Origin of the sequence: Aquamicrobium lusatiense (assembly GCF_014201615.1) — a bacterium.
Taxonomy (GTDB): Bacteria; Pseudomonadota; Alphaproteobacteria; order Rhizobiales; family Rhizobiaceae; genus Mesorhizobium; species Mesorhizobium lusatiense.
Genome location: NZ_JACHEU010000005.1, coordinates 46,364 through 62,029, shown reverse-complemented (window position 1 = coordinate 62,029; position 15,666 = coordinate 46,364). Strand labels below are relative to the sequence as shown.

Sequence of the window (15,666 nt, the reverse complement as noted above, 5' to 3'; positions counted from 1 at the left end):
CAGCACGGAAAGGAAATATCGCCCTTCAGTGCGGGATGTTTCAACGCGAATAGCGGATCGGCACGACGAGACTCATGCGCGACTTGGCCAGATCCGGCGGTGGGGCTGGGACCGGCGAGGCACGGCGCACCAGCTCAACAGCCGCACTGTCGAAGGCTGGATCGCCCGAAGAACGAGCGAGCGAGACGGCAAGCACTTCGCCGCCGGGATTGATGGTGAAGCTGACGGTGGCGATGCCGACGCCTCTGGCGCCGCTGGGATAGCGCTTGTAGCGGTTGAGGTGAGCGTTGACGCGGGACTGCCAGCGTGCAGGCGACATTCCCGAGCCGGCCGCAGCCCTGGCGACGCGGGGCGCAGCGGTTGCCGGCGCATCGGTGGCCGACTTGGTGGCGGCCACCTGCGGCTTCGACTGCTTCTTCTCGACCTTCTTTTTCTCGACCTTCTTCTCAACCGGCTTTTCGATGGGCTTGGGCTTTTCGGGCACGGGACGGCGCTGCGGCACGGCCATCGCAACCTCGGGAAGCGGCACTTCCTCAAGCTCCTCGACCACATCTTCGAGGGTTTCGACGGGCTCAAGCTCCGCCACTTCCTCGGTCTCCACGGGCTCTTCCTCGACCACTTCCTCTTCGAGAACGGGCTCTTCGACCGGGTCGATCTCCTCGACGATTTCCTCGACCTCCTCGGCGGGAGCGCTGTCAACCACCTCGGCCATCTCGTTGAGAACGGCTTCGGGCGCCACGACCATGGGTGCCAGCTCCATCATGATGGCGGGAGCGGCATCAAGGGAGGGCGCTTCCATGGCGGGAACGCGATTGAGATACCAGACGCCGGCCAGATGCACGGCGAGAACGAAAGCGGCGGCACCCGACCAGAGCGCGATTTCGCCCTTGCCGAGATTCAGCGAAAGACTGTCCGCCGGATGGTAGGCCGCGTTGCTCATCACGGTGATCCGGTTTCACTTTCGGTGGTCGCTGCGGGCAGCATTTCAAGGCCGACCAGAGCGATCTTCAGATAGCCTGCCTTGCGCAGCAGGTTCATGACATTCATCAGCTCGCCGTAGTCGACGGCCTGATCGGCGCGCAGGAAGACGCGCTGCTCCTTGTCGCCGCCGGTGAAGTTGTCGAGCGCGCTCGGCAATGTATCGCGCGCCACCTCGTCATTGCCGAGAAGGACGGTGAGGTCCTCCTTGACCGTGAGGTAGAGCGGCTTGTCGGGCCGCGGCGCCGGCGTGGCGGCCGCCGCCGGCAGATCGACATTCACATCCACGGTTGCCAGCGGCGCCGCCACCATGAAGATAATAAGCAGAACCAGCATGACGTCGATGAAGGGCGTGACGTTGATCTCGTGGGTTTCCTGAAGATCGTCGTCTTCCCCGGTGCTTTCCCTGATGCCTCCGGCCATGGTTCCAGCTCCTATTCCGCTGCCAGCCGTTCGCGCGCGGCGGCAGGGGCCTTGCGGAAGTCGAGATCGCGGCTGACGAGGCGCTCAACGCCGGCGGCGGCATCGGCCAGAGCCTGACGATAGCCGGTGATCGAGCGGGAGAAGACGTTGTAGATGACCACGGCGGGAATGGCGGCGACGAGGCCGAGCGCGGTGGCCAGAAGGGCCTCGGCGATGCCGGGCGCCACAACCGCGAGGTTGGTGGTCTGCGATTCCGAGATGCCGATGAACGAGTTCATGATGCCCCAGACGGTGCCGAACAGACCGACGAAGGGCGAAGTGGAGCCGATGGTGGCGAGAACGCCGGTGCCGCGGCTGAGGCGGCGGCCGGTCTGGATCTGGATGCGCGACATGCGCGACCAGACGCGTTCCTTGAGGCCGGACGGATCGGCGTAATCCAGTGCGCCCGCCGACATCTTCGATTCCTCGACGGCGGCCTGAACCAGACGCGAACCCGCATCTCCGCGCTTGCCGAGCTTCTGGGCTGCCTCGTCCAGCGAAGCCGAGCCCAGAATGGCGCGCAGGGCCGAGCGCAGGCGCGCCTTAGAGCCGGCCAGTTCAAGCGACTTGGCAAGCCAGACCGTCCAGGTGACCAGCGAGGCGAAGGCAAGGCCGATCATGACCGCCTTGACCACCCAGTCGGCGGCCATGAACATGCCCCATGGCGAAAGGTCGTGCGGCAGGGAGAGATCCCGTTCGCCTTCTTCGCCGGGGGCTGCTTCCTCTGCGCCGGTTTCAACCGGCTGGGCGGAGGATTCGATATTGTCCTGCGCGGCATTCGCATCGGCGGCAGGCGCCCGTGCCGGCTGCTGCTGGCCGTCCTGTGCGGGCGCGGCAGCGCCGGGGGCTGCACCGTCGGTGCCGGTGGCGGGCTGCGTCGCATCTGATGCCGGAGCGGCAGGGGCCGGTGATGACGTATCCTGTGCCTGGGGGCGGGCGTAGCCGGTGCCTGAACGGCAGGGGCTGCGGGAGCCGTTTCTGCTGCTGCCGGCTGAGTGGGGGCCGGTTGCGTGGGGGCGGGTGCTGCCGGCGCGGTTGCGGCGGCCGGGGCCTGCGGCGCGGGCTGTTCCTGGGCAAAGGTCGTTTGGGTGAAGGCAGCACACAGGCCGGCACAGAGTGCGACAGCGGCCAGACGTTTCAGTGCCGATCCCTTAGCACAGGTTTCACGCCTCATCAGATCGACCATTCTGCAACCCTACCTCAAATTGTTCCGCGGCGTTCGAGCACCATCCTGCCGGACATCGCGCAGATTTCCGCACTCCGTCGAAGGCATCCCGAAGGGCACCGTTCGATCAAACTGGGTGGCGGTTATCATTGTTGACTAAAGCATTCAAGATTATAAGGCATTTTTCACCATAAACTCTGTCGAAACTTTCACAGGCCGGTGAGCGCGCCGCGTTGCCGGATGCCCGGCAAATTACCCGGCACCGGCTAACTTCATTGCGGGGCCGAGCGAAGCCGGCAGGGTTGCCGCGTGGCCAAGTCCGGCAAAGATGTCATGCCCGACCTGAAGGCCGGGGCGCCGTTTCAGCCTCTCAACCATCTCCAGCGTGTGGGGGGCGGGGCCTTCCCAGTGCGGGCCTGCGGGATTGGAGCGGCGCTCGCTGTCGCCCAGCATGACGAGAACCCCGGCATCGTTAATCCCGGCATCGTTTTCGGGCAGGGCAGCCCGCGCCTCGAAGTCCAGCATCCATTCGTCGTTCCACCAGATCGACGGGCTGACGGAGGCGTAGCGCCGGAAGGCGCCGGGTTTGCGCAGAAGTGCATAGAGCGTGCACATGCCGGCCAGCGAATGGCCCCACAGGGTGCGGCGCAGCGGGTCGACAGGGAGCCCGGCTTCCGATTGCCTGCGCAGTTCGCCGGTAAGGAGATCGAGGAAGGCGTCCGCGCCGCCGGTCCTGCGCCCGTTCGCGGCTAATGGGGTCTCGGCAGGGGTGTAATCGAGCGTCCGTGCCAGAACGTCGAAGCGCAAATCCGTATCGTAGCCTATTCCGGCAATGGCGAGGGCGGGATTGGCTTCCAGATGTGCGGTCGTAAGGGCATCGAAGGCGGCATTGCCGTCCAGCATGTAAAGCAGGGGGTGGCCGCGCGCCGGTGCGGGATTTAGCGGAACGGCGCGGAAAATCACGAATGCCCTGTCGCCCGCCGTGACGCGGCGGCGCTCCAGCCTGTGGGTGGAGACGGGGGTGCCGAAAATGCCGAGCGCAGCCGGCTGCGGCTGTTTGGGCTGGGCAGGAATGGCAGTTTGCGGTTGCATGGATTAGCTGTGGCAGGTCGGGCGAAATGCCGTCAAGGCCGCGGCGGATCAAACTTGATGAATTTTATCATGTAGCCGTTGAAATGAAATGTTTTTCATCGCGGAAGAGGCTTTCCGGCGTTTTTCCGCGACCCCTGAACGGAAACCGCGCCCTCATCGTGTCTGAGCGGAAAACCGTGCCGGCAGCATGCGTGCCAGAAGGCCGTCCCTGCGGATCAGCTGGTGCCAGATCACGGCCGCGACATGCAGGATGATGATGGCGAGGATGAGTTTTGCCGCCAGATTGTGCGCGTCGCGTGGCCAGCGGCCCAGCGTCTTGCCGAAGCCGGAGATCGCCAGCAGGCCGAGTGCCGGCTGCACCAGAATGGCAAGGTAGAGCAGGCCATGCCCGGCATGAGCGGCGATGCGCTGCAGGCGTGTCATGCCTTCCGGCAGGGGCGGGGCGCGGTGGGTGAGGCGCCAGCCGACACGCGCCACGGCCAGCGCCAGAATGGCGGAGCCCAGCGTGATATGGGTTCTGAACAGGTAAAAGCGCGGTTCCGAGCCACGCTCGAAAAAGCCCCAGACCCAGCCGGTCGCGAACTGGATGAGCACCAGCAAAGCGACCAGCCAGTGCAGCCAGATGGCGACGGCGTCATATCGGCGCTTTTCAGTCATGTGGTGTTTTCGCTCCCTGCTGGCACGGCATTATATGGCTGGCATCCCGGATTCATGTCTACATTGCAAGTTTGTAAGTTGACATAGGCATTCATATTTTGTTGGTGCCCGCAAAGTGACGTCGGATCATCGCTAAAGATGCTCTGCATCCAAGGCGGCGATAATCAAAATTCAGGTGCTGGTCTTGTCGTCGGGAAATGAAAGTTCAAATTCCGCTTCCGCGCAGGGGGTGGATGAGGTGTTCCGCCTGCAGGGCAGTGCGCGCAGCGTGACCGGGCAGGGGCTGCGCGCGGAAGTCGAGCGCGGGGCGATCGACAGTCTGGCCGCGCGGGTGGCTGCGTTTTTCGCGGAAAACCAGGGCGGTCCGCGGGTGGTCATGGGTGCGCTGCCGTTTGACCGTTCGCAGGCGGATTATCTTTTCCAGCCGCAAATCTGTGCCGACGCTGCCGATGACAGGGGCAGCGCCGGAAAGCGCATGGCGCTGCCGGATGCAGTGCGCTGCGCCATCACGCCGGTTCCGGCGCCCGTTGCGTATGGTGAAGCCGTTGCGGCCGCTCTGAAGCTGATTGCCGGGTCGGCGGGCGAGCCCGACCCGCTCACCAAGGTTGTGTTGTCGCGCAGTCTTGAGCTGGCTTCGACGCATGAATTCGACGCCGCACGCCTGCTGGCGGCGCTGGCCCGAGACCCCAGCATCACCGCTTTTTCGACGCTTCTGCCCGCCGGGGCAGACGCAGCGCGCCCGCTGCTGGTGGGGGCGACGCCGGAATTGCTGGTGTCGCGCAAGGGCAGTGAGGTCGTTTCGCATCCGTTGGCCGGTTCGGCGCGCCGTTATGCCGACCCTGCCGCGGATCGCGCTTCCGCCGCCGCGCTGGAGACATCGGAAAAGGACCGGCGCGAGCATCAGGCGGTGGTCGATGCCGTGTTCGACGCGCTGTCGCCCTATTGCCGCGATCTGAATGCGCCGGAAGGCACGACGCTGCGCTCGACCGCTTCCATGTGGCATCTGGGCACGCGCATCGTCGGCACGCTGAAGGATGCGCAAACGCCGGTGGCGGAACTCGCATCCGTGCTTCACCCGACGCCGGCCGTGTGCGGCCTGCCGCGCGAGCGCTCCGCCGAGGTGATCGGCCAGCTCGAAGGCTATGACCGCGGCTTCTATGCGGGCGCAGTCGGCTGGGCCGACGAGGCGGGCGACGGTGAGTGGTATGTCTCGATCCGCTCGGCGCGGCTGGCTGGCAGGCACGCGACGCTCTATGCCGGGGCGGGCATCGTCGCGGGCTCCGACCCTGCCGGCGAGACCGACGAGACCTCGGCCAAGTTCGTGGCGCTGCTTTCGGCACTCGGTATTGACGAGCACGGTCGACCCCTGCGAGAGCATGCGGCATGAGTGAAGTCAGCCAGACATGGCCGGAGGAATTCGCCCGGCGCTACCGCGACAAGGGCCATTGGCGCGGTGAAACTTTTCCCAAGATGCTGCGCGAGCGCGCCGCCGCCTTTCCCGACCGCATCGCGGTGGTGGGCGGCGATCAGCGCTGGAGTTATGGGGAGTTGCATGCGCGCGCCGAGACGGCGGCGGCCGGTTTCCTCAAGCTCGGGCTGAAGCCCGGCGAGCGGGTGATCGTGCAGATCGGCAACCGGCCGGAGTTTCTGTCGGTGGTGTTCGGCCTGTTTTATGCCGGGCTGATCCCGGTCTACGCGCTGCCGGCGCACCGCCGCACCGAGATCGCGCATTTCGCCGGGAAGGCCGAAGCTACCGGCTATGTGGTGGCCGACAGGGGCGACGGCTTCGACTATCGCGCCCTTGCGCGCGAGGTGAAGGCTCAGGCGCCGACGCTTCGCCATGTCGTGGTGCTGGGCGAGGCGGAGGAATTTGCGCGCTTCGAGGATTTTGCCGCCGATCCGGCGCTGCTGCCGGGCGATCCTTCGCCTTGCGCTGTCGCCTTCCTGCAGATTTCGGGCGGCAGCACGGGGCTGTCGAAGCTCATTCCGCGCACCCATGACGACTATATCTATTCGTTCGGGGCGAGCGCCGAGATTTGCGGGCTGGACGAGAACAGCGTCTACATGGCGGCATTGCCGGTGGCGCATAATTTCCCGATGAGCTCGCCGGGCGTGATGGGTGCGCTTTACGCGGGCAGCCGTATCGTCATGTGCCCTTCGCCCGACGCGCAGACGGCTTTCGCGCTGATCGCTGAGGAGAAGGTGACGATCACCGGGCTGGTGCCGCCGCTGGCGCTGTTATGGATGCAGGCGGCGGCCAATGCGAAGCACGATTTGTCCAGCCTGAAGGTGCTGCAGGTGGGCGGGGCGAAATTCATGCCGGAAGCCGCGCGCCGCGTGCGCGCCACACTTGGCTGCCAGCTCCAGCAGGTGTTCGGCATGGCCGAAGGGCTGGTGAACTATACGCGCCTCGACGATCCCGATGAGATCGTGGTGGAAACGCAGGGACGGCCGATCAGTCCGGACGACGAGGTGCTGATCGTCGACGATGCGGGCAATCCCGTGCCGGAAGGCGAGGCCGGCAATCTCCTGACGCGCGGGCCTTATACGATCCGCGCCTATCACAACGAGCCGGGCGCCAATGCGCGCTCCTTCACCGAAGACGGTTTCTACCGCACCGGCGATGTGGTGAAGCGCACGCCGAAAGGCTATCTCGTGGTGCAGGGGCGGGCGACCGACCACATCAACCGGGCCGGCGAGAAGGTTTCGGCGGAAGAGATCGAGGACCATCTTCTGGCGCATCCGAACGTATTCGACGCGGCGGTGGTGTCGATCCCGGACGAATTTCTGGGCGAGCGGAGCTGCGCTTTCATCATTGCGCAGGGCGAGAAGCCGAAGGGCGCGGCGATCAAGGCGTGGATGCGCACCCGCAACGTGGCCGAATTCAAGGTGCCGGACCAGATCCTGTTCGTGGACGCGTTCGAGACCACGGCGGTCGGCAAGATCAGCCGCAAGGAACTGCGCGCGCGGCTGCGGCAGGCGTTCCTCGACGCCGAAGCGGAGAAGGGGTGACGCCATGGGGCTTCCAACCATACAGCCATATGATTTGCCGTTGGCGGCGGAGCTTCCAGCTTCGCGCGGGCCTTGGCAGGTCGAGACCGGCCGCGCGGCGCTGCTGATCCACGACATGCAGAACTATTTCGTGCGGCCCTTCGTGGCGGATGCTTCACCGCTTGCGCCCGCGACCGCGAATATCGCGCGGCTCGCGGCGCATTGCCGGCAGAAGGGCATTCCGGTTTTCTACACCGCCCAGAACGGCGATCAGGACCGGCGCGACCGCGGCTTGCAGGCCGACATCTGGGGGCCGGGCATGGGCTCGGCCGAGACGGATCAGGCGATCATCGCGCCGCTTGCGCCTGAAAAGGGCGATTTCGTGCTGGTCAAGCAACGCTACAGCGCCTTCCAGCGCTCCAATCTGGAGACGCTGATGCGGGTGCGCGGACGCGACCAGCTCATCGTCACCGGCATCTATGCCCATATCGGCTGCATGATGACGGCGGCGGAAGCCTTCCAGCGCGACATCGAGGCGTTCTTTGCAGCCGATGCGCTGGCCGATTTCTCACGCGAAAAGCACGATCTGGCGCTGGACTGGGTGGCGGGGCGCTGCGGCGTCGTTGCCGGCACCGACAAGCTCATCGCCGCTTTGGTCTGACGGAGGCTCATATGGCCATCACGCTGGAGCGCATGCGCGCCGACATCGCAGGCATGATCCACGAGGACCCGGAGGAGATCGGGCTCGAGGACAATCTGATGGACCTCGGCATCGATTCCATGCGTCTGCTCAACCTCATCCTGAAATGGCAGGAAGACGGGCTCGACCTCGAATTCGCCGAACTGGCCGACCGCTTCACGCTGGCCGGCTGGTGGGAGGCGGTCGAGGCGAAGCGGGCGGGGCAGGCCGGGCAAACGGGTACGGGCAGCGGGGCATAGAGATGGATGCGAAGCCGCCTGCCGCCATTTCAGGGACAGGCGCGCCGCTGACCGAGGCGCAGACGGGCCTGTGGTACACGCAGCGCATCGACCCGACCAATCCGATCCTCAATACGGGGCAGTATCTCGATATTTCCGGGCCGCTCGACGTCGACGCCTTCCGCAAGGCGGTGGACGCGACTGTTGATGAGGCGGAGGCGCTGTCCTTGCGTTTCGAGGACCGTCCCGACGGGCCGGTGCAGGTGGTGGATCCGTCGCGGCGGCCATTGCTCGAAGTCATCGACGTTTCGGGCGCGGACGATCCGGCGGCGGAGGCGCTCGCCGCGATTGAAGCCGACACCAACACGCCGGTGGACCTCGCCCGCGACCGGATCGCGGCCTTCCGGCTCTATCGGCTGTCGGATGAGCGGCATTTCTTCTACGAGCGCATCCATCATCTGGCCATCGACGGCTTCGGCATGGTGCTGGTCACCAACCGGGTGGCGGAGCGCTATTCATGCCTGATGAAGGGCACGGAGCCGGCGGCGAATTTTCCGCCGTTGCAGGTGGCGCTGGACGATGACCGCGCCTATGCCGGCTCTGAAAAGCGCGCGGCGGACCGCGCCTTCTGGCACGAGGCGATGGCCGGGCTGGAGCCGGTGAGCGGCATGGCGCCGGGGCGCGCCATCTCCGGCCCGAGCTTCCACCGGGAAAGTCTCTACCTGCCGCAAAGATTCATGGAACGGCTGCAAGCCTTTGCTTCGGAGGCGAAAGTGACGTGGCCGGATGCGCTGACGGCGCTGGTCGCGGCCTATTGCCGGCGCTTTGCCGGGACGGAAGAGATCGTCGTCGGCGTGCCCCATATGGGCCGGCTCGGCAATGTGGCGGCGCGCGTGCCATGCATGCTGATGAACGTTCTGCCGCTGCGCGTAGCGCCCGACGAGGCGCAGGCGACGGGCGATTATCTGGTCGGCGTGTCGAAGCAGATGATGCGCGCGCGCCGGCACGGGCGCTACCGCTCGGAGCAGTTGCGCCGCGATCTGGGTCTCGTCGGCGGCTCGCGTCGGCTCTATGGGCCGCTGATCAACATGCAGCCCTTCGACCTGCCGCCGACCATGCCGGGGCTGGACGTGAGGCTGAACATTCTGGGCGCGGGGGCGGTGGACGACATCACTTTCACCTTCCGGGGCGATGCGCTGAGCGCGCTGCTGATGGAGGTCGATTCCAATCCGGCGCTCTATTCGGCGGAGGCGACGAAAGCGCATTCGCGGCGGCTGGCGGCTTTTCTCGAAAAGGCCATGGACGCGACGACGCTGGCCGATGTGCCGATCGCCTGCGATGCAGATGTCGAGCGCTATCTGGTGGAGGCGAACCGGACCGAGCATGACGTGCCAGACACGACGCTGACGGCGCTGATCGAGGCGAAGATGGCTCAGACGCCGGATGCGCCGGCGCTGGTGTTCGGCGACACGATGCTCAGCTATGCCGAGCTTGACCGGCGCACGGCAGCACTTGCGGGCGAACTGGTGAAGCGCGGCGCAGGGCGCGACCGGATCGTGGCGGTGGCGCTGCCGCGCTCGGCTGAACTGGTGATCGCGTTGATCGCGAGTTTGCGGGCGGGAGCGGCTTACCTGCCGCTCGACCTCGACAATCCGCCGCAGCGTCTGGCTCGCATCGTGGCTGCGGCAAAGCCTGTGTGCGTTCTGGCAGAGCCGGGCAACGAAGCCTTTGCGGGGGCGCAGGTGCTGGCCCCGGCCGACTGGCCGCAGGAGCCGGGCGAGGGCGCGCTGCCGCAGGTTGAGCCCGGCGATATGGCTTATGTCATCTACACCTCGGGCTCGACCGGCGACCCGAAGGGCGTGGTGATCGAACATCGCGCCATCGTCAACCGGCTGGAATGGATGCGCACGCATTATGGCTTCACGGCCGATGATCGCTTCCTGCAAAAGACGCCCGCCACCTTCGACGTGTCGGTGTGGGAGTTCTTTCTGCCGTTCCTGTGCGGGGCGCGGCTGGTGGTGGCACCGCCCGGCGCGCATCGCGACCCGGCGGCGATTGCGGCACTGGTGCGCCGGCACGGCATCACCACGCTGCATTTCGTGCCCTCCATGCTCTCGGCGTTTCTCGCTTCGCCGGCCTCGCAGGGCTTGAGCGTCGCGCGCACCTTCTGCAGCGGCGAGGAACTGACCGCCGACCACCGTGACCGCTTCCATCAGCGCATTGCCGGCGAGTTGCACAATCTCTATGGGCCGACCGAGGCGGCTGTCGATGTCAGCTACTGGCCGGCGGGGCCGGACGATACGTCTTCGCCGGTGCCGATCGGGTTTCCGGTGTGGAACACGCGGCTTTACGTGCTGGACGCGCGGTTGCGGCCGCTGCCGCCCGGTGTTGCAGGTCATCTCTATCTTGCGGGTGTGCAGCTTGCGCGCTGTTATCTCGGGCGGCCGGATCTCACGGAAGAGCGCTTCGTGGCCGATCCGTTCCGGCCGGGCGAGCGCATGTACATGACCGGCGACCTGGCGCGGCTGCGTGAGGATGGCGCGGTCGTCTATCTCGGGCGCTGCGACTATCAGGTGAAGATCAGGGGGCTGCGCATTGAGCTTGGCGAGATCGAGGCGGCGATTGCCGGTTCCGCTCTGGTGAGCGATGCGGCGGTGATCGTGCGCGAGGACCGGCCGGGCGACAAACGCATCGTCGCCTATGTGGTGCCGGGCGAGGGCTACGAGGCGGAGCGGCTGCGCCGGAATATGGCGGCGCGGCTGGCGGATTATATGGTGCCTTCGGCCGTGGTCGAGATGCAGGCGATGCCGGTCAACGCCAATGGCAAGCTGGACCGCAAGGCGCTGCCGGCGCCGAGCTTCGAGGTGCAGGCCGTGCGGGAGCCGGCGACGTCGACCGAGGCGGCATTGTGCCAGCTCGTGGCCGATGTGCTGGGGCTTGAAGCGCTGCCCGATCCAGATGCGGATTTCTTCAATCTCGGCGGCGATTCGCTGCTGGCCGTGCATCTCTTGTTGCGGGTGCAGGAGCGGTTCGGCTTCGATCCGGGTCTCGGCGTGCTGTTCGAGCACCCGACCATCGCCACGCTCGCCGCTTCCATCGATGCCGACCGGGTGCATGACAGCGGACTTGAGCCGATCATAAAGCTGCGCGGCGGTGATGAAGGCAGGCCGCCGCTGTTCATCGTGCATCCGGCAGGCGGTCTCTCGTGGGGGTATCGCACGCTGGCGCGGTCGCTGGGAACCGGGCGCGCGGTCTATGGGTTGCAATCGCCTTCCATCGACCCGGAGCATCCGCTGCCGGACAGCCTCGACGCGCTGGCCGCCGATTATGCCGAGAGGATCGCGGAGCTTTATCCGCAAGGGCCGTATCATCTGGCCGGATGGTCGGTGGGTGGCATCATCGCGCATGCCATGGCTGTGCATCTGAAAGCGCGCGGGAAAGAAGTCGGCGTGGTGGCGATGCTCGATTCCTATCCGGCCGAATGCTGGCGGGCCGAACCGGAACCGGACGAGGCGGCGGCGCTGCGGGCGCTGCTGGCGATTGCCGGGTACGATCCGAACGCACATCCCGAACTGACGACGCGCGCCGCCATCATCGAGTTCCTGCGCGAAGGCGACAGCCCGCTCGGCAATTTGCCGGGCACGGCGCTGGACGGCGTGGTGCGGGTGGTGCTCGACACCAACCGGCTGGTGCGTACCCATTATCATGGCCGCTACGAGGGCACGGTGATGCATGTGCGCGCCGGGCTCGACCACGAGGACAGGCCGGACCTCAAGCCGGAGCTGTGGCTGGCGCATGCAGCGGCGCTCGATTGCGTCGAGGTGCCGTTCCTGCATCCGCAACTGACCGCGCCCGCGGCTTCGGCGCTGATCGCGCCGGAGCTGGACCGCCGGCTTGCCGAACACGACTGAAGGAGTTTTTGCCATGCGCCCGACCGGACTTGAGGGAAAGACCGCGCTGGTGACGGGTGCCGGCGGCGGCATCGGCGTCGAGGTGGTGCGGCTTCTGGTGGAGGAGGGCGCAAGGGTTCTGGCGACCGACTTCGATGCGGCGGCGCTGGACGTGCTGGCCGATCTGCCTGAAGACAAAGTGAAGCGCGCGGCGCTCGATGTTCGCGATTCTTCCGCCGTGGAAGCGCTGGTGGCGGCGCATGAGGCCGATGCCGGGCCGATCGATCTGGGCGTCAGCGTGGCCGGCATTCTGGCTACCGATCTCGTTACAGAAACTTCGGACGAGACATGGCGCAATGTCTTTGCCGTCAACAGCGACGGCGTGTTCCATGTGATGCGGGCCTTGTCCCGGCGCATGACGGAAAGACGGCGCGGTGCGCTGGTGACGGTCAGTTCCAATGCCGCCGGCATTCCGCGTCACGCCATGGCCGCCTATGCGGCCTCCAAGGCGGCGGCCACCATGTTCACCCGCTGCCTCGGGCTGGAACTGGCGCCGTTCGGCATACGCTGCAACATCGTGGCGCCCGGTTCGACGCTGACGCCGATGCAGACCGGCATGTGGTCCGACAAAAGCGGTGCGCAAAAGGTCATCGCAGGGTCGCCTGAAACCTTCAAGAGCGGCATTCCGCTGGGCAAGCTGGCGACGCCCGTGGATGTGGCAGAAGCCGTGGTGTTCCTGCTCTCCGACCGCGCCGGCCATATCACCATGAGCGATCTTTATGTGGACGGTGGCGCAACGCTGAGGGGGTGACTGCAATATAACTTGAGAAAAAATATCATGTTATGTAGAACGATCCCGTATCATGAAATGATCGCTTTTTGAGGCGGTCTCAACTGACAGGAAGGCTATCCATGCACGGCACTTCATCCTCCGTTTCCCGAAACCGGTCCGCTGCGGGGTTGCGCTTCATCATTGCCGCTGGCGCGCTGGCGCTCAGCCTTGGCACCGCGCTGGCGCAGGTCGCCTTCGATGCGCCGGATTCCGATTATCAGGGCCGCGTGCGCGCTTCGGCCGTCGAGCAGGGCAAACCGATCTATTCGGGCTCGGAGATCAAGGTTTCGGGCCAGGACTTCAAGCCCGGCCAGTCGGTGACCTTCCTGCGCGGGGCGCAGGTTCTGGGTGAAGGCCCGCTCACGGCCGATCAGGAAGGCAAGTTCGAGGTGACCTTCAAGCTGCCCGAGGACGCTGCCGTCGGCACCCATCCGCTGGTGCTGACCACTGCCGCACCCTACCACGCCGAAATCGTGGAACTGAAGGTTTCGCCGCAGGTGCCGCTGTCGGGTGCAGACAAGTTCGAGGTCAAGGATAACAAGCTCGTGCCCGGCCTCTATCAGAGCGCATACAGTGCCAAGAGTGACGCCGTGTTCGTGACGTCCGCCGTCGGCCGCCCGCCGGTCAAGGCGTCTGCTCTGGTGAAGGTGAACCCGGAGACGCTTGAGATCGTGGCGCAGGTCTCGCCCGGCGAAGCCCCGGCGCGCGAGGACGGCAAGGAAGGCGGCCTTTATGCCGTGTATGGCGTTGCCGTCGATGACGCCAACGATACCGTGTGGGTGACCAACACCCGCCAGAACACGGTTGCGGTCTACAAGCAGTCCGACCTTTCGCTGGTCAAGCAGTTCGAGCCGGGCGCTGCCGCGCATGCCCGTGACGTGGTCGTGGACGAGAAGGGCGGCAAGGCCTATGCAACCGCCTCCGGTTCGCCGGAAGTGGTGGTGTTTGACGCCAAGACCCTTGAGCCTGCCGGCGTGATCGAGATCAAGAGCGGCAAGCGCGGTCAGAACTTCTCCGTCGGCAGCCTCAAGTTCGACGCCGATTCCGGCAAGCTGTTCACCGTCAGCATGTCCACCGACGAGGTGGCGATCATCGACTCCGCCAGCGGCGAGGTGGAAAAGGTGATCCCGATCAAGGGTTCGCGTGGCGCCATTGGCGTTGCCTATGACGGCGAGACGAAGCGTGTCTTCGTGGCTTCGCAGGGCAGCGACAACCTGCTGATCGTGGACACCGACAGCGGCGAGACGCTGCACAATGTGCTGGTGGGTGCCGGCGCGCTCAACGTCGCCTTCGATCCGGTGTCAAAGCACGCTTATGTCAGCAATCGCGGCGCGGGCACGGTTACGGTCGTCGATACGGACGGCAACATCGTCGCCAACCTCGAAAATGCGCCGTTCGCCAACCACGTCGCAGTCGACGACAAGGGTGACATTTTCGCCGTCAACAAGGCGCAGGGTGAAGACAATCCGGCAAACGACCGGATCAGCAAGATCACTCCCAAGAAGTGATCGCGGGACGCCGGTCGGGCCATCGCGCCCGGCCGGCCGTCTGAACGCAGGCTGCATGGCGGCTCTGTTGCGGTTACACTGGCAGCGCAATGATGTGGCGCACAGGGGAGCCGATGATGGAAGATCGCCATGACGTGATCAGGATTGGCGCCGGCGGCATCACCGCCGGCGTCATTTCTTTTGGGGCCTCGCTGACGGAACTGATTGTGCCCGGACGGGACGGTCCGGTGAATGTCGTGCTCGGCTTCGACAACCTCAGCGCCTACCGGACGCATGGCGCATTCTTTGGCGCTATTGCCGGGCGCTGCGCCAACCGTATCGCCGGGGGCAGGGCGCATATCGGGGGCAGGGATCACCGACTCGATCTCAACGAACATGGCCGCACCCATCTGCATGGCGGGGCGGAGGGCTTCGCGGTGCGCGACTGGACGGTGGAGCGGCGCTCCGCCGATTGCGTGCTTCTTTCGCTGGTGTCGCCGGATGGCGATCAGGGCTATCCCGGAGAGATGCATGCAAGCTGCTTCTATCGGGTGGAGCCCGGCCGGCTGGTGATCGAACTGGAGGCGCGCACGGACCGCGAAACGCTTGTCAACCTCGCGGCCCATGCCTACTTCAACCTCGACGGCGGCGGCAGTGCGCTGGACCACAGGCTGCGCATAGCGGCGGATGCCTATACACCGGTGGATGCCGACAACATCCCGACCGGCGAAATCCGTGCAGTGGCCGACAGCCGATTCGATTTTCGCAGGCTGCGGCCGGTCTGTCGTGAAGGCGGGCGTTTTGAAGGCTACGATCATAACTTCGTGCTGGCGCGTCAGGCGCGCGAGGCGCCGGCCTTCGCCGCCCAGCTGGAAGCGGCGCGTTCCGGCATCGCGATGGACGTGCTGACCACGGAGCCCGGCCTGCAATTCTATGACGGCGGCAATCTGCCGGTGCGCGAAAGGCTGCACGGCGGTGTGCAAGGCGTGCGCCATGGCGGGCTGTGCCTTGAGCCGCAGCGCTTTCCCGATGCCGTCAATCATCCGGGCTTTGCCGATGCCGTTCTGAGGCCCGGCGAAACCTATCGCCAGATCACCGAATACCGGTTCGGATTGCTCTGAACGGCTATTATTTCACATTCTCTGCTGCCATCCACATTCTGTCGCCGCGAAGCCGCGGCGAATGGGTGCTATT

General features: G+C 65.7%; 13 protein-coding genes. 8 read left to right on the top strand and 5 right to left on the bottom strand.

Annotation, left to right across the window (positions count from 1 at the left end; all coding sequences use genetic code 11):
- Positions 1 to 40 precede the first annotated feature (40 nt).
- The 5 genes from HNR59_RS18435 to HNR59_RS18415 all read right to left on the bottom strand — a co-directional run bounded on the left by HNR59_RS18435 (position 41) and on the right by HNR59_RS18415 (position 4,354).
- Entirely contained in the window at positions 41 to 940 is a 900-nt protein-coding gene (locus HNR59_RS18435) for an energy transducer TonB family protein (protein ID WP_183832514.1), read from the bottom strand.
- The gene (exbD, locus tag HNR59_RS18430; protein ID WP_183832513.1) at positions 940 to 1,401 is read right to left on the bottom strand and encodes a TonB system transport protein ExbD; all 462 of its coding nucleotides are present in this window, start codon (positions 1,399 to 1,401) and stop codon (positions 940 to 942) included. Before exbD ends, HNR59_RS18435 begins: the two co-directional genes overlap by 1 nt.
- An 11-nt stretch (positions 1,402 to 1,412) precedes the next feature.
- Positions 1,413 to 2,543: a tonB-system energizer ExbB gene (exbB, locus tag HNR59_RS20995; protein WP_343060866.1), complete on the bottom strand. Its 1,131-nt coding sequence runs from the start codon at positions 2,541 to 2,543 to the stop codon at positions 1,413 to 1,415.
- Positions 2,544 to 2,857: 314 nt separating this feature from the next.
- Entirely contained in the window at positions 2,858 to 3,697 is an 840-nt protein-coding gene (locus HNR59_RS18420; RefSeq protein WP_183832512.1) for an alpha/beta hydrolase, read from the bottom strand.
- Between the two features lie 153 nt (positions 3,698 to 3,850).
- Positions 3,851 to 4,354 (bottom strand): cytochrome b, encoded by a 504-nt coding sequence (locus HNR59_RS18415; protein WP_183832511.1) that lies wholly within the window; start codon positions 4,352 to 4,354, stop codon positions 3,851 to 3,853.
- A gap of 175 nt (positions 4,355 to 4,529) precedes the next feature.
- Here HNR59_RS18415 and HNR59_RS18410 point away from each other — a divergent pair, with 175 nt between their 5' ends.
- The 8 genes from HNR59_RS18410 (at position 4,530) to HNR59_RS18375 (ending at position 15,593) form a co-directional block, all read left to right on the top strand.
- The gene (locus HNR59_RS18410) at positions 4,530 to 5,741 is read left to right on the top strand and encodes an isochorismate synthase (protein WP_425488679.1); all 1,212 of its coding nucleotides are present in this window, start codon (positions 4,530 to 4,532) and stop codon (positions 5,739 to 5,741) included.
- The gene (locus HNR59_RS18405; RefSeq protein ID WP_183832509.1) at positions 5,738 to 7,366 is read left to right on the top strand and encodes a (2,3-dihydroxybenzoyl)adenylate synthase; all 1,629 of its coding nucleotides are present in this window, start codon (positions 5,738 to 5,740) and stop codon (positions 7,364 to 7,366) included. The genes HNR59_RS18410 and HNR59_RS18405 overlap by 4 nt, the downstream gene beginning before the upstream one ends.
- A 4-nt stretch (positions 7,367 to 7,370) precedes the next feature.
- Positions 7,371 to 8,006, top strand: coding sequence for an isochorismatase family protein (locus HNR59_RS18400; RefSeq protein WP_183832508.1), 636 nt, complete (start codon positions 7,371 to 7,373; stop codon positions 8,004 to 8,006).
- 11 nt (positions 8,007 to 8,017) lie between these two features.
- Positions 8,018 to 8,284: a phosphopantetheine-binding protein gene (locus HNR59_RS18395; protein WP_183832507.1), complete on the top strand. Its 267-nt coding sequence runs from the start codon at positions 8,018 to 8,020 to the stop codon at positions 8,282 to 8,284.
- Positions 8,285 to 8,286: 2 nt separating this feature from the next.
- Complete coding sequence (locus HNR59_RS18390) at positions 8,287 to 12,174, top strand: non-ribosomal peptide synthetase (protein WP_183832506.1); 3,888 nt, start codon at positions 8,287 to 8,289, stop codon at positions 12,172 to 12,174.
- 13 nt (positions 12,175 to 12,187) lie between these two features.
- Complete coding sequence (locus tag HNR59_RS18385; RefSeq protein ID WP_183832505.1) at positions 12,188 to 12,964, top strand: 2,3-dihydro-2,3-dihydroxybenzoate dehydrogenase; 777 nt, start codon at positions 12,188 to 12,190, stop codon at positions 12,962 to 12,964.
- A gap of 101 nt (positions 12,965 to 13,065) precedes the next feature.
- On the top strand, positions 13,066 to 14,493 hold the full coding sequence (locus tag HNR59_RS18380; RefSeq protein WP_210307432.1) for a YncE family protein: 1,428 nt from the start codon (positions 13,066 to 13,068) through the stop codon (positions 14,491 to 14,493).
- A gap of 113 nt (positions 14,494 to 14,606) precedes the next feature.
- Positions 14,607 to 15,593, top strand: coding sequence for an aldose epimerase family protein (locus HNR59_RS18375; protein WP_246374850.1), 987 nt, complete (start codon positions 14,607 to 14,609; stop codon positions 15,591 to 15,593).
- The last annotated feature ends 73 nt before the right edge of the window (positions 15,594 to 15,666 follow it).

What these genes read in the sequence shown, in the direction of transcription:
- HNR59_RS18435 (WP_183832514.1), bottom strand. Translation starts at nt 940, where the DNA reads ATGAGCAACGCGGCCTACCATCCGGCGGACAGTCTTTCGCTGAATCTC.
- exbD (WP_183832513.1), bottom strand. Translation starts at nt 1,401, where the DNA reads ATGGCCGGAGGCATCAGGGAAAGCACCGGGGAAGACGACGATCTTCAG.
- HNR59_RS18420 (WP_183832512.1), bottom strand. Translation starts at nt 3,697, where the DNA reads ATGCAACCGCAAACTGCCATTCCTGCCCAGCCCAAACAGCCGCAGCCG.
- HNR59_RS18415 (WP_183832511.1), bottom strand. Translation starts at nt 4,354, where the DNA reads ATGACTGAAAAGCGCCGATATGACGCCGTCGCCATCTGGCTGCACTGG.
- HNR59_RS18405 (WP_183832509.1), top strand. Translation starts at nt 5,738, where the DNA reads ATGAGTGAAGTCAGCCAGACATGGCCGGAGGAATTCGCCCGGCGCTAC.
- HNR59_RS18400 (WP_183832508.1), top strand. Translation starts at nt 7,371, where the DNA reads ATGGGGCTTCCAACCATACAGCCATATGATTTGCCGTTGGCGGCGGAG.
- HNR59_RS18395 (WP_183832507.1), top strand. Translation starts at nt 8,018, where the DNA reads ATGGCCATCACGCTGGAGCGCATGCGCGCCGACATCGCAGGCATGATC.
- HNR59_RS18390 (WP_183832506.1), top strand. Translation starts at nt 8,287, where the DNA reads ATGGATGCGAAGCCGCCTGCCGCCATTTCAGGGACAGGCGCGCCGCTG.
- HNR59_RS18385 (WP_183832505.1), top strand. Translation starts at nt 12,188, where the DNA reads ATGCGCCCGACCGGACTTGAGGGAAAGACCGCGCTGGTGACGGGTGCC.
- HNR59_RS18380 (WP_210307432.1), top strand. Translation starts at nt 13,066, where the DNA reads ATGCACGGCACTTCATCCTCCGTTTCCCGAAACCGGTCCGCTGCGGGG.
- HNR59_RS18375 (WP_246374850.1), top strand. Translation starts at nt 14,607, where the DNA reads ATGATGGAAGATCGCCATGACGTGATCAGGATTGGCGCCGGCGGCATC.